Raw genomic sequence first — 12,776 nt, 5'->3', positions numbered from 1 at the left:
AGAAAGACGCTACATGCGCGCCCTGCGCATGTAGTGCCTGTATCGTTATAGTTATATTAACTTTTTAGAATCGAAGCTTATTATTGAGCTTTGATGTATAGGTCTTTCGAGAAGATCTTGTCTTCCGCGTTGTTGATTGGGAAACCACCAACATGCGGGTTAAGTAGACGAGATTTAACGTATTGGTAGATAGGAGCGATTGGCATGTCGTTTGCCATTAGCGCCTCAGCTTCTAGGTAAAGTGCTTTACGCTCTTCTTCTGAAGTTGAGTTAAGTGCTTTATCGATGATCTGGTCGTAAGCCGCGCTGTCGTAGTGAACACCACCGGTAGTGTTGTTACTCTTCATTAGCGTTAGGAACGAAGACGCTTCATTGTAGTCACCACACCAACCAGCACGTGCTACTTCGAAGTCACCAGAATCTTTAGAAGATAGGTACGTTTTCCACTCTTGGTTCTCAAGTGTTACAGAAAGACCCAGTGTTTTCTTCCACATAGAACCTAGCGCTACAGCAATCTTCTTGTGGTTCTCTGAAGTGTTGTAAAGCAGGTTGAATTTAAGTGGGTTGTCTTTACCGTAACCCGCTTCTTCAAGAAGACGTTCCGCTTCTGCGTTACGCTCTTTCTGAGACATCTTGCCGTAAGCAGGTAGCTCAGGATCGAAGCCAGCTGTGATTTCAGGCGTTAGGAAATACGCAGGTTTTTGACCTTGCGCTAGGATAGCACCTGTTACGATATCACGGTCGATCGCGTAAGAGATTGCTTGACGAACACGAACATCATCAAATGGTGCTTTCTTCGTATTGAAGATGTAGTAGTAAGTACATAGGTTACCCGCTACAGATACATCTTCTGCGTACTCTTTTTGAAGACGCTTGAAGTGCTCAGTTGGAAGTTCGTTTGTGAAATCGATTTCACCAGATAGGAAACGGTTCATTTCCGCTACTTGGTTTTCGATTGGTAGGAACGTTACTTTGTTAAGAACTGTTTTATCGTTGTCCCAGTACTGTTCGTTACGCTTGAGTACTAGACGCTCGTTAACAACCCATTTATCAACAGAGAATGCACCGTTGCCAACAAAGTGCTCTGGCTTAGTCCACTGGTCACCGTATTTTTCAACAGTTGCCTGGTGTACTGGCTTCATTGTTGTGTGGCCCATCATCATTACGAAGTATGGTACCGCTGTTTCTAATTCAACAACTAGAGTGTTTGCATCCACTGCTTTAACGCCTAGTTCACTCTTGTCTTTCTTACCCGCTACGATATCTTTCGCATTCGCCATCTTGGTGTATTCCATGTACCAAGCGTATGGAGAAGCCGTTGCAGGATCAACTGCACGTTGCCAGCTGTATACAAAATCTTGAGCTGTTACAGGATCGCCGTTAGACCATTTTGCGTCTTTGCGTAGGTGGAAAGTGAATGTTTTGTTGTCTGTCGTTTCCCAGCTTTCCGCAACACCAGGGATAGTGTTGCCGTCGCCGTCTTGGTTCACTAGACCTTCTAGAAGATCACGAATTACGTGAGATTCTGGTACACCTTGAGATTTGTGTGGGTCGATAGTTGCAACTTCAGTACCGTTACCGCGAACAAGTTCCTGAGCTTTTGCTAGTTCTGTGCCTGCTGGAACTTCAGCAGCGATAGAAAAAGTAGAAGTGGCAGCCACTGCCAAACCAGCACCTAGAAGAAGGGCCTGAGTGATTTTATTCTTGTACATTTAATAAACTCCAAGTTTTACGTATTGCATCCATGACTTCTTTGCTAAGTTCACTGAACGGCAGTGATTTAGATTTATTTAGCTCAAAATTTAAGCATAAAAATCTAAAACCTTACAAAGATTGAGGCACACACTATCAACCATTGAAGTAATTTGCCATAAACAAGTCGCAAAAAATCGGATAATTCTCCGAATTACTCAAGGTCATAGTGTAAATCTCTAATAAAAACCTAATGAATAGTGAATTACACATAGGGATTTATTAAAAAACAGCCTTTAGTGTTGATGTATCTGAATTGATACTTTTATTTAGCATCTTATGCTAGAACACTGTCGGCAAATTAACATTAATGCCACATGAAATCTAATTGCACATCACATATCACCTAAACCGTCTACACTATTTGTGAGGATAATCACTTTATACAAGACAGCATAATGCTCTGCACCAAACCGGGTTATCCAATGCACCAATTAAGACAAAATTACGCGCTGAATTTATATGCAACCACAATGAATTATCATTTATCAAATCAATGATTATCTATAAATAGATTTATAGCAGGTACAAAAAAACCGACCTAAGTGGTCGGTTTTTAACTGTCTCATATACAAATGAGTAAATGCTGAAGCAACATCACTTTAAGAGAAATTACTTCTCCCAGCGTTCCGCTGCTTTCGTGTCTGAATCACGAGAATCAACCCAACGCGTCGTTTCGGTCGTGCGTTCCTTTTTCCAAAAGGGAGCCTTGGTTTTCAGGAAGTCCATAACGAATTCACAGGCTTCAAAGGCCGCACCGCGGTGTGCACTGGATACACCAACGTAAACAATCTGGTCACCGATATCTAGGTCACCAACACGATGGATAACTCGCATCTTTTGGATTGGCCAGCGTGCCTCAGCTTGATCACAGATCTCGCTCAGTGATTTCTCTGTCATACCCGGGTAGTGCTCCAGAGACAAACCTATCACATTGTCGCCAAGGTTCATGTCGCGCACTTTACCAACGAACGTCACAATCGCTCCGGCAGCTGTACCTTGAGCCAAGTAGTCGTATTCGTCGCCTACATAGAAATCCTCAGCTGTCACTAATACTCTTGGATCCATGCTTAGCCTCCGGTCACTGGTGGGAAGAATGCCACTTCATCGCCGTCTTTCACTTCAGTAGTCAAAGGCACAATAGATTGGTTAAGCGCAGCTAGAAGCTTGCCCTCTTCCAAAGCGATATCCCATTTACCTTCTTGTGCTACAAGGTGGCTGCGAATCGCTTCAATCGTCTTGAACTGTGCATCAACTTCAACGCTGTCCACACCAACAAGTTCACGAGTTTGAGCAAAGAAAAGTACAGTAATCATGATTCCACCTTAAAGTGCCCTGATTTACCACCCGTCTTCTCTAACAGGCGTACGTTCTCGATAACGATGTCTTTCTGAACAGCTTTACACATATCGTAAATCGTCAGCGCAGCAACAGAAGCAGCCGTTAGCGCTTCCATCTCTACGCCTGTCTTACCCGCAAGCTTACAAACAGATTCGATGCGTACCTTGTTTTCAGACTCGATAGCTTCAAGCTGCACTTCTACTTTAGTTAATAGTAGAGGGTGACACAGTGGAATCAGATCCCAAGTTTTCTTCGCCGCTTGAATACCCGCAATACGTGCCGTTGCGAAAACATCACCTTTATGGTGGCTACCAGAAACAATCAGCTCTAGCGTTTCAGCAGACATTTGTACGAAAGCTTCCGCTCTCGCTTCACGTACCGTTTCCGCTTTAGCCGATACATCGACCATGTTTGCTTCGCCAGACGCGTTAATGTGTGTAAATTGGCTCATGCTCAAACCGCCTTATACAGAAAGATGTGGCATGAAGTTGCAAGGACGGTGGCTAGCATCCATCTGTTGCTTGATGATCTTAGTCCAACCGGTGCGGCAAGCGCCTGTAGAACCTGGCATCGCAAAGATAACCGTGTGGTTAGCAAAACCCGCAATCGCACGAGATTGAATTGTCGAAGTACCGATCTCTTCGTAAGATACTTGACGGAATAGCTCACCAAAGCCTTCTACTTCTTTGTCGAACAGTGGCTTAAGCGCTTCAGGCGTGCTGTCACGAGAAGTGAAACCAGTACCACCCGTGATCATGATAGCTTGTACGCTTTCATCAGCGATCCATTTAGATACGATCGCACGGATCTTGTACATGTCATCAATAACGATTTGCTTATCAACCACGTTGTGACCCGCTTCTTTAGCATGCTCTGCTAGGTAACCGCCTGAAGTGTCGTTTTCTTCTGTACGAGTATCTGAAACCGTTAGTACTGCGATGTTTGCTGCTTGGAATTTGCTTTCTGCGTGACCCATTTGTTCACCTATATAAATTTTTCATTAGACTGATTCGCCCAGCCTGAAGAAGCTGAGCGATAAAATGCTTTAGAGTGTGTAGCGGGTTAACCGCCGATTGACGCCAAGTTTGGAGTCATGCCGCTGTTGCCATCGTGTAAGAAGTGGCTAACGGACTTGGTTTGAAGCTGAGCCTGAATTCGATCAATGAGTTCTTGCTCTTGTTGATCTTCTTGAATCAGATCTCTCAGTTCAACACCATGGTCGCCAAACAGACATAAGTGAAGTTTACCGGTCGCAGAAACGCGCAGTCGGTTACAACTCTCACAAAAGTCTTTCTCGTAAGGCATGATCAAACCGATTTCACCCTTGTAGTCTGGGTGGACAAACACTTGCGCCGGGCCATCGTTAACGGCTTTGACTTTTAACAGCCAACCATTAGCAATAAGCTGGTTGCGAATCGCAACGCCAGACACATGATGTTTATCGAACAACTCGTCCATCTCGCCGGTTTTCATCAGCTCGATAAAACGTAATTGAATAGGTTTGTCTTTGATCCAATTAAGGAAGGCTGGTAATTCCTGACTATTGAGGTCTTTCATTAATACGACGTTGACTTTGACTTGTTCAAAGCCAACCTCAAACGCTTTATCAATGCCTCGCATAACCTCAGTAAACTTATTCTCACCAGTGATCTGATGGAACATGCGCGAATCTAAACTATCCACGCTCACGTTTATATGGGTTAAACCAGCATCACGCCATTGCCCTACTTGTTTCTCCATGCGGTAGCCATTCGTTGTGGTGGCTACTTTTTCGATGCCTGGAGTAGAAGCAACGGTATGTATGATTTCAGGAAAGTCTTTACGCAGACTCGGCTCTCCGCCTGTAATGCGGATCTTTGAGGTACCACAATCTGCAAACGCTTTAACAACGCGTTTGATCTCGGGAACACTTAAAAAAGACGAGTTTTTTTGCCCTGACGGTTTGTAACCATCTGGTAAGCAGTAAGTACATTTAAAGTTACAGACGTCTGTAACCGACAAGCGCAAGTAATAAAACTTGCGATGGAATCTATCTTCGAATTGTTGCGCCACGGAACACCTTTCCAAACACGGGAGGCATAATCATTTCCAATTAAGCCCTTGTGACAACATGTCACTGGCTCTTGATGCGTATCGGTACAGCAAATACCACTGTGCGACTTAGCATGCGAGAGCTCGGAGTTATGGCAACTGAGCGTTATATTCACACGCGCAGTAGCTGAGTAATAAAATACTTAATATTTGTACGTGAATCTAGCTCTGATGGTAAAAAACGGGTCACATCGGCAAAAAAAACGTATCAAACGCTCAAAATAACTCTTGTTGAGTATATAGCGAGAAGCATTTAACCTAAATTATAGTTGGTAATAACCTAACAAGAACAATAAATGAATATTTACTCTTCAAAGAAAGTCGTAGCAATCGGCGGTGGCCATGGCTTAGGTCGCATGTTAGCTGCATTAAAAGACTTTGGTAACAACGCAACTGGCATTGTTGCAACGACAGATAATGGTGGTTCCACCGGACGAATTCGAGACTGCCAAGGTGGTATCGCTTGGGGAGATACTCGTAACTGTATCAACCAATTAATCACAGAACCTTCAATCAGTTCGATGATGTTCGAATACCGCTTTCGCGGCCAAGGTGAACTCGATGGTCACAACTTAGGTAACCTAATGCTAACGGCGTTAGACAACCTTTCCGTTCGCCCATTGGAAGCAATTAACCTAATTCGAAATATGCTCAAAGTCGATGTCAATATCGTCCCAATGACCGAGCACCCTTCTGATCTAACGGCTTTATCAATGGACGGTCGTTGGGTAACTGGCGAAACCAACGTTGATGACATGACAGAAAAGCTGCGCATGATGGACTTATCTCCAGAAGTACCGGCAACCAAAGAAGCTGTTGCTGCAGTTGAGCAAGCAGACTGCATTGTCCTTGGACCAGGAAGCTTTTTAACCAGTGTGATGCCCCCGCTGCTACTGCCAGAAATTGGCAAAGCAATCGCGGAAAATACCAAGGCAAAAGTTATCTTTGTTGAAAACCTTTCGCCAGAACACGGCCCTGCAGGAAAAATGACGCTTCAAGAACAATTGGAGTGGTGTGAACGTACCTGTAAGGCAAGAAAGATAGACATTGTACTGGGCAATGAACCACACCCTGAATTAGAAGGGCAATGGAATTGTGTGACCACTGATCTTGCCTCTCCTAACCGAGATTGGCGACACGACCGTTTAAAACTCCAACAAGCGATTAGGGGTCAACTGGCTTAATGCTTGTCGCTTAGGCTATACGACAGAGACCAGTAAAAACAAAAAAGGAGCATCATGCTCCTTTTTTAATAACTAGCCGCTTTAGAGATCCGTCATCAACTGCTGATATTCAGTGTACGTTGATAACAGGAGCTCTTGCATATCTTGGAAATCAATCTCGGTTACAGGCAATGCTTGCTTCACTTTTGCGTCTAAGCTAATCGCAAAACTACACAAAGAATCCGCACCAAAACTTGCTGCGCTGCTCTTAAGTGCATGGCTTATATCAGCCAAGTACTTAGACGTATCCGACGCTTTATTTATCTCTAGATGTTCGTAGTAGCCTTTCAACTCACCTAAGAAGATTTCCAGTAAAACCGGGACATTCTCTTGGCCTATTTCGCCGGCAAGCTCATCAACTTTTTGCTGATTTAATACTTTCGTCATTATTATTTTCTTATTGTTTGTTGATTACTGCTTCGCATTCCACGTTTGCAACTTACGGTATATCGTCGATGGACTGACATCTAAGAAACCTGCCGCACGAGGGATGTTGCCATCACACGCTTTAATGGCCTGCTCGATAGCCGTTTTCTCAGTGATCCACAATGGGAAAATATCTTTTACCGTGATGTCTTCATTCTGCTTCTCTTTCAATCGCAGACTGTTTTCAATCGGTTGGTTCAACGGTGGTGGAAGCATGTTGAGAGTAATCTCTTTGCCGTTATTCAAAACCACCACGTTCCGCAACACGTTTTGTAGCTGACGAACGTTACCCGGCCACTCATATTGATTAAAGCGATCAAGTACTTCCTGAGCAAAACGTACAAACGCCTTCCCCTCCTCGACCGACATATAGCCTAGCAGAGAATACGCGATCTCGATGACATCTTCACCACGCTCACGCAATGGCGGCAAGTGCAATGGAATCACGTATAAACGATAGTATAAATCTTCTCTAAAGCGACCTTCTTGTACTTCTTTCCAAGGGTCACGGTTGGTCGCACACACAAAACGAACGTCGACACTCTTCATCTTCGAAGAGCCGACTTTTTGGAAAGTACCGGTTTGGATAAAGCGCAGCAGCTTGGTTTGCAGCTCTAAGTCCATTTCGCACAGTTCATCAAGGAACAGTGTTCCACCATCAGCAAGCTCAGCAGCACCTTGGCGATCGGTCGCAGCACCGGTAAAGGCACCTTTAACGTGGCCAAACAGCTCACTTTCAATCAGGTCTTTAGGGATAGCGGCACAGTTAATCGCGATGAACGGCTTATCGCCACGCTTACTCGCCGCATGAATGGCTTCTGCACATACCTCTTTACCGGTACCACTTTCACCAGTAATGAAAATGCTCGCCTTACTCGATGCAGCAGAATCGATAGTTCGGTAAACCTGCTGCATGGTTTGGCTGCTGCCGATAAAACCTTGGTAGTTCTGGTTTCCCGGGTGTTCCGAGCTATTTTTAAGTTTGGTGGCTTTGCGGATCGCATTATTCACCGTAATACGGAGTCGGTCGGCTTCACACGGTTTGATAAGGAAATCTTGAGAGCCATGACGCATCGCTTCTACAGCGGTATCGATAGAGCCGTGAGCCGTCATGAAGATAACTGGAACTTCAGGGTATTTTTGTTTTACAGCAAATAGTACGTCCATACCCGTCATATCAGGCAGACGTAGATCTAATAAAATAAGGTCTGGGATTCGATGATTCAAACTCTCGATTGCATCGCGGCCAGTGCCGACAATGTTGATATCAATTTCGAGCGGTGTAAGATACGAGCGATATAAAGCTGCTACCGAAGCGGTATCCTCTACCATCAACAAATACTTCGATTTGTTATCTAGCGTTTTTGATTGCATATCCTAGCCATTTATAATTTGCATTTCTTATTATAGTCGCATTCCGCTTTGCATTATGCAAATTAGCCACAGTATTTGTAGTGTGTTTTTTTACTTGCTTCAAACAATCAATGTTTTATCTATCTGGCACGAACGATGCAACGGTATAAATGACCTTCGGGTCACCTAGCCAACTGACGTTGTTAGTGGACCGATTGTTCACAAACGTAAGCCAGTAGAACATTTACTACTGGCTGTTTTTTTGTCTGAAACACTCTCAATTCTTGTGTTGAGGGGGATCAATTCTCGAGCGAAAAGTGAGATTAGCTGTTGGTAATAAACTGCTTTCTTAACTGATCAATTTCATCACGCTTCTGTGCGGCCAATTCAAATTCCAGATTCTGAGCATGCTGATACATCGCAGATTCTAGCTTGCTGATCTCTTTATCAAGCTGTTGCGGCGTAAGTACTGCATAACTTTCAGAAGGCTCTGCCACCTTAGATAGTGGAACTTGTTTCGATTGGCGCTGCTGCTTCGACTTGGTTAGATCACCCAGTTCCATAATGTCTTTGATATTGCGTTTCAACGCTTGCGGTGTGATGCCTTGCTCTTCGTTGTAGGCTTGCTGTTTCTCGCGACGACGATCGGTTTCATCAATCGCTTTTCTCATCGACTTAGTAATCGAATCACCATAAAGGATTGCTCGACCTTCCAAGTTACGAGCAGCACGACCAATGGTTTGAATCAGAGAACGCTCAGAACGCAAGAAGCCCTCTTTATCTGCATCAAGAATCGCCACCAGCGACACTTCAGGCATATCCAAACCTTCACGAAGTAAGTTAATGCCCACTAACACATCGAACTTGCCCAAACGTAGGTCTCGGATGATCTCTACACGCTCAACGGTATCGATATCCGAGTGCAAGTAACGCACTTTAACGCCGTGCTCACTTAGGTATTCGGTTAAGTCTTCTGCCATTCTCTTGGTCAACGTGGTAACCAAAACACGCTCTTCTTTCACTGAACGGATTCTGATTTCAGACAGCAAGTCATCCACCTGAGTCGCGACCGGTCTTACTTCAATGATCGGGTCTAACAAGCCAGTAGGACGCACCACTTGATCAGCAATCTCGCCATCGGATTTTTCAATCTCGTAATTACCCGGCGTTGCCGACACAAAAATCGTTTGTGGAGCTATAGACTCAAATTCTTCAAACTTCATTGGACGGTTATCCAATGCAGAAGGCAGTCTAAAACCAAACTCGACCAAGGTTTCTTTACGAGAACGGTCACCTTTATACATCGCACCAATTTGCGGCACAGTCACGTGTGACTCATCGATGATCAGCAAACCATCATCAGGCAGGTAGTCAAATAACGTTGGCGGCGCTTCCCCTTCCGCACGGCCGCTCAAGTATCGTGAATAGTTTTCGATACCGGAACAGAAGCCAAGCTCAGTCATCATCTCAATATCAAACTGAGTTCTTTGAGAGATACGCTGCTCTTCCAAAAGCTTATTGTTGTCTTTTAAGTATTGAGCACGATCGCGCAGTTCGTCCTTGATGTTCTCAATCGCCTCAAGGATTTTTTCTCTTGGCGTTACATAGTGAGTTTTTGGATAAACCGTAAAGCGCGGCAAGTCTCTTTGTTTCACCGCACCAGTCAGAGGATCAAAAATACTAATGCAGTCCACTTCGTCATCGAACATCTCAATTCGAACCGCATCTTGGTCAGATTCAGCCGGAAAGATATCAATCACCTCACCACGAACACGGAACTGACCACGTTCAAAGGCGACATCGTTTCTTGAATATTGCAGCTCAGCCAATCGACGCAAAATATCACGCTGATCCATCACCTCACCACGACTCAAGTGAAGCATCATCTTCAAATACGACTTAGGGTCACCAAGACCGTATATCGCCGACACAGAAGCCACAATGATGGCGTCTTTTCGTTCTAGTAAGGCTTTGGTTGCCGAGAGCCTCATCTGTTCAATATGAGCGTTCACAGACGCATCTTTCTCGATGAACGTGTCCGTGGTTGGAACGTAGGCTTCAGGTTGGTAGTAATCATAGTAAGAAACGAAATACTCAACGGCATTGTTTGGAAAGAAAGATTTCATCTCACCGTAAAGTTGAGCCGCCAATGTCTTGTTAGGCGCTAATAGGATCGCAGGTCTTTGAGATTGGGAAATGACGTTGGCAAGGGTAAAGGTTTTACCAGAGCCCGTTACCCCTAATAGAGTTTGATGTGCCAAACCAGAATCTAGTCCATCTAATAATTTGGTTATCGCCGTCGGCTGGTCACCGGACGGGCTGTAGTCCGATACCAAGTCAAAGAGTTTGCTCATAGGTCGCCATTTCCATACTGTTTTTTTAATCAGGTCATTGTCACTCTAGGTGGAGTGTCGTTGCAACTATTATCTAGAGAAATGCATCTTAAGATCAGATATCAGTTATAGCTTTTATTTTTAGAACTTGGTATTATCCGTGCCCCTGCAAGATCTCTTCAGCTAAATTACTCGATTTTTAATCCACTACTTTTCCCCAAAAAATCTAAAAATACCGCTTGTTTTACTGTTCGGTTTATAATCTACAAAAGTTATACAATCGCGATATTTTGATATAAACCTTTTAAATACATTGACTTAGATAAGATTTTTACATTTTTCGATTTATCCCAATGATTGTTGTTAAAGTTTCACACACACACTTATCCACAATTTTGGTGGATAACTAAAGCAAAGCTAAATCCAATAAGGTGTTCAAGAAAGTAAAGTTTTTTATCTTACTTTTTTCTGATATTTTTTATTGACAGAAATTCGGACAATTATTAGAATTCGCGTCGCTAACAAGCAATTCCCCTTTAGTTCAGTTGGTAGAACGGCGGACTGTTAATCCGTATGTCGCAAGTTCAAGTCTTGCAAGGGGAGCCAAATTTAAAGAAGCCGCATCATTCGATGCGGCTTTTTGCGTTTTAGTCGAAACAAAAGCCCTACAGGCACAGCTTTGATTAACTCACATCCATAAAAAAACGCCTCACAAGGAGGCGTTTGGGCTTAGTGACTAAACTGAGCGTTATTCTAGATGAGACGTCGTTTTAGCGGTTATGCTTCTGCTGTAACAACATGAGTCTGAGTCTCTTTACCGGCTTGGTCTTGATCAAATCCTTCATGCAGGTGGTAGTAGCGCTTATAAACAAGAGCACTTACCGTCATTAGAATCGCTGGTAAACCTACCATCATAAACTGCAGCCCCATGATAGTGCTGTCAGACTGTTCCACGTTTGGTACATAACCCACCACAGACAAGCCCATACCAACAATAAAACCACCAGCCGCGCCTGCAAACTTAACAAGCATCGTTTGAACAGAGAAGATAACACTCTCACTGCGACGACCTGTTTTGTGTTCACCGTAATCAACAACATCGGCAAGCATTACAGTTTGCAGTGCATTAGCGATACCCACACCAAACTTGATTGCAGCACCTGCGATACCGATTAGAATCGCGTTACCTGGAGCGATAAAGCCCATGATAAGTAGAGTGATACAAGACAGCACTGGGAAGCCACAAGCGATAACCCATAGGTGCTTGCGTGGTAACACTGATGCAATACGAGGGAACAAGAATACGCCTGCAACTTCAGCGATACCTGCCACCATCATATAAACGGGGAACAAGTCAGCGTTGCCTAAAGCGTAAGAGAAGTAGTAAATCGCAAAACCACCCACCAACAAGTTTGCTATTTGGAACGACAATACGGTACCAATAAGTGCTTTTAGTTGGTCATTCTTACCAATGATAACCATTACATCTTTAAAGCTGAAACGCTCAGCTGGTTTCGCATTTGCTGGTGCCGATTTTTCTTTTACGTTGCGAGCAATCAAGAATGCACTCATCACGAACAGCACAGCAATCAACATAGCAACGTTGAAGAAACCTTGTCCTTGGTCGCCGTCACCCAGTTTACCGACAATATGTAGCCCGTAAGTACCCGTAATAAACCACGCCAAGCTAGCAAATAATCGTGGCCAAACAACCAGCTTTTCACGTTCTTGACGAGAGCTCGATAGTGCAGGAATCAAAGACCAATATGGAATGTCCATAATAGTGTACGTAAGGCCCCACAGAATATAAGCAGCCGCTGCATAAATGTATAACGTAGTGCCTTCAAACATATGCGTACTAAAAAGACCAACAAGCACTACAGCATTTAACAGGGTTCCAATCACTATCCAAGGACGGAATTTACCAAACTTAGAGCGTGTGTTATCAACGATAACGCCCATCATTGGGTCGGTCACCGCGTCGACAATGCGCGCGGCCAAAAAGATAGTACCCACAAATGCCGCTGACAGCCCAGCAACATCGGTGAAGTAAAACATTAAGAAGATGTAGATTGGAGCACAGGCAAAGTCTTTACCTAAAGCCCCAAGTCCATACGATAATTTGGTTTGTAGAGTAATTTGATCAGACATAGTATTTCCTTCAGGCGCGTAACTTCATCTCCTAACAGACGTTGAAACGCTTACCTTTTATTTATAATAATTTATCCACTCAAGTTCTGTTTTAGAGCCACTCTGT

11 protein-coding genes, 1 tRNA gene and 1 riboswitch are annotated in these 12,776 nt (G+C 44.0%); of the genes, 2 read left to right on the top strand and 10 right to left on the bottom strand.

Translation table 11 applies throughout. The features are described from left to right. Positions 1–80: 80 nt before the first annotated feature. The 6 genes from AB6E52_RS08830 to moaA form a co-directional block, all read right to left on the bottom strand. Positions 81–1,712, bottom strand: coding sequence for an ABC transporter substrate-binding protein (locus AB6E52_RS08830; RefSeq protein WP_102321130.1), 1,632 nt, complete (start codon positions 1,710–1,712; stop codon positions 81–83). Positions 1,713–2,364: 652 nt separating this feature from the next. Next, positions 2,365–2,820 (bottom strand): molybdopterin synthase catalytic subunit MoaE, encoded by a 456-nt coding sequence (gene moaE, locus AB6E52_RS08825; RefSeq protein WP_102321131.1) that lies wholly within the window; start codon positions 2,818–2,820, stop codon positions 2,365–2,367. Between the two features lie 2 nt (positions 2,821–2,822). Then, positions 2,823–3,068 carry a molybdopterin synthase sulfur carrier subunit gene (moaD, locus tag AB6E52_RS08820; protein ID WP_017632501.1) on the bottom strand — a complete coding sequence of 82 codons (246 nt, stop codon included), beginning with the start codon at positions 3,066–3,068 and terminating at the stop codon, positions 2,823–2,825. Further along, positions 3,065–3,544: a cyclic pyranopterin monophosphate synthase MoaC gene (gene moaC / locus AB6E52_RS08815; protein WP_004734026.1), complete on the bottom strand. Its 480-nt coding sequence runs from the start codon at positions 3,542–3,544 to the stop codon at positions 3,065–3,067. The genes moaD and moaC overlap by 4 nt, the downstream gene beginning before the upstream one ends. Before the next feature lie 12 nt (positions 3,545–3,556). Then, on the bottom strand, positions 3,557–4,069 hold the full coding sequence (gene moaB / locus AB6E52_RS08810; RefSeq protein WP_004734027.1) for a molybdenum cofactor biosynthesis protein B: 513 nt from the start codon (positions 4,067–4,069) through the stop codon (positions 3,557–3,559). An 86-nt stretch (positions 4,070–4,155) separates the two neighbouring features. Further along, the gene (gene moaA, locus AB6E52_RS08805; protein ID WP_009848642.1) at positions 4,156–5,145 is read right to left on the bottom strand and encodes a GTP 3',8-cyclase MoaA; all 990 of its coding nucleotides are present in this window, start codon (positions 5,143–5,145) and stop codon (positions 4,156–4,158) included. After that, positions 5,134–5,286, bottom strand: a riboswitch (molybdenum cofactor riboswitch). (Overlaps the previous gene by 12 nt.) 194 nt (positions 5,287–5,480) lie before the next feature. Between moaA and AB6E52_RS08800 the strand changes: the two genes are divergently transcribed. Next, positions 5,481–6,368, top strand: coding sequence for a YvcK family protein (locus AB6E52_RS08800; RefSeq protein WP_017079312.1), 888 nt, complete (start codon positions 5,481–5,483; stop codon positions 6,366–6,368). A gap of 81 nt (positions 6,369–6,449) precedes the next feature. Here the strand turns inward: AB6E52_RS08800 and luxU are convergent, their stop codons facing one another. The 3 genes from luxU to uvrB all read right to left on the bottom strand — a co-directional run bounded on the left by luxU (position 6,450) and on the right by uvrB (position 10,540). Beyond that, positions 6,450–6,794: a quorum-sensing phosphorelay protein LuxU gene (gene luxU / locus AB6E52_RS08795; RefSeq protein WP_017063462.1), complete on the bottom strand. Its 345-nt coding sequence runs from the start codon at positions 6,792–6,794 to the stop codon at positions 6,450–6,452. 24 nt (positions 6,795–6,818) lie between these two features. After that, the gene (luxO, locus tag AB6E52_RS08790; RefSeq protein ID WP_004734031.1) at positions 6,819–8,207 is read right to left on the bottom strand and encodes a quorum-sensing sigma-54 dependent transcriptional regulator LuxO; all 1,389 of its coding nucleotides are present in this window, start codon (positions 8,205–8,207) and stop codon (positions 6,819–6,821) included. 302 nt (positions 8,208–8,509) lie between these two features. Beyond that, on the bottom strand, positions 8,510–10,540 hold the full coding sequence (gene uvrB, locus AB6E52_RS08785; RefSeq protein WP_017066592.1) for an excinuclease ABC subunit UvrB: 2,031 nt from the start codon (positions 10,538–10,540) through the stop codon (positions 8,510–8,512). A 509-nt stretch (positions 10,541–11,049) separates the two neighbouring features. Here uvrB and AB6E52_RS08780 point away from each other — a divergent pair. Beyond that, positions 11,050–11,125: transfer RNA gene (locus tag AB6E52_RS08780), tRNA-Asn, on the top strand. A 171-nt stretch (positions 11,126–11,296) separates the two neighbouring features. Here AB6E52_RS08780 and melB read toward each other — a convergent pair. After that, on the bottom strand, positions 11,297–12,670 hold the full coding sequence (gene melB / locus AB6E52_RS08775) for a melibiose:sodium transporter MelB (protein WP_102321132.1): 1,374 nt from the start codon (positions 12,668–12,670) through the stop codon (positions 11,297–11,299). Between the last annotated feature and the right edge of the window lie 106 nt (positions 12,671–12,776).

The organism is Vibrio sp. 10N.247.311.13 (assembly GCF_041467595.1).
GTDB lineage: Bacteria > Pseudomonadota > Gammaproteobacteria > Enterobacterales > Vibrionaceae > Vibrio > Vibrio crassostreae_C.
The sequence above is the reverse complement of the archived record's forward strand: the minus strand, read 5'-3'. Positions and strand labels throughout refer to the sequence as shown.

What these genes read in the sequence shown, in the direction of transcription:
- melB (WP_102321132.1), bottom strand. Translation starts at nt 12,670, where the DNA reads ATGTCTGATCAAATTACTCTACAAACCAAATTATCGTATGGACTTGGG.
- AB6E52_RS08830 (WP_102321130.1), bottom strand. Translation starts at nt 1,712, where the DNA reads ATGTACAAGAATAAAATCACTCAGGCCCTTCTTCTAGGTGCTGGTTTG.
- moaC (WP_004734026.1), bottom strand. Translation starts at nt 3,544, where the DNA reads ATGAGCCAATTTACACACATTAACGCGTCTGGCGAAGCAAACATGGTC.
- uvrB (WP_017066592.1), bottom strand. Translation starts at nt 10,540, where the DNA reads ATGAGCAAACTCTTTGACTTGGTATCGGACTACAGCCCGTCCGGTGAC.
- AB6E52_RS08800 (WP_017079312.1), top strand. Translation starts at nt 5,481, where the DNA reads ATGAATATTTACTCTTCAAAGAAAGTCGTAGCAATCGGCGGTGGCCAT.
- luxU (WP_017063462.1), bottom strand. Translation starts at nt 6,794, where the DNA reads ATGACGAAAGTATTAAATCAGCAAAAAGTTGATGAGCTTGCCGGCGAA.
- luxO (WP_004734031.1), bottom strand. Translation starts at nt 8,207, where the DNA reads ATGCAATCAAAAACGCTAGATAACAAATCGAAGTATTTGTTGATGGTA.
- moaE (WP_102321131.1), bottom strand. Translation starts at nt 2,820, where the DNA reads ATGGATCCAAGAGTATTAGTGACAGCTGAGGATTTCTATGTAGGCGAC.
- moaD (WP_017632501.1), bottom strand. Translation starts at nt 3,068, where the DNA reads ATGATTACTGTACTTTTCTTTGCTCAAACTCGTGAACTTGTTGGTGTG.
- moaB (WP_004734027.1), bottom strand. Translation starts at nt 4,069, where the DNA reads ATGGGTCACGCAGAAAGCAAATTCCAAGCAGCAAACATCGCAGTACTA.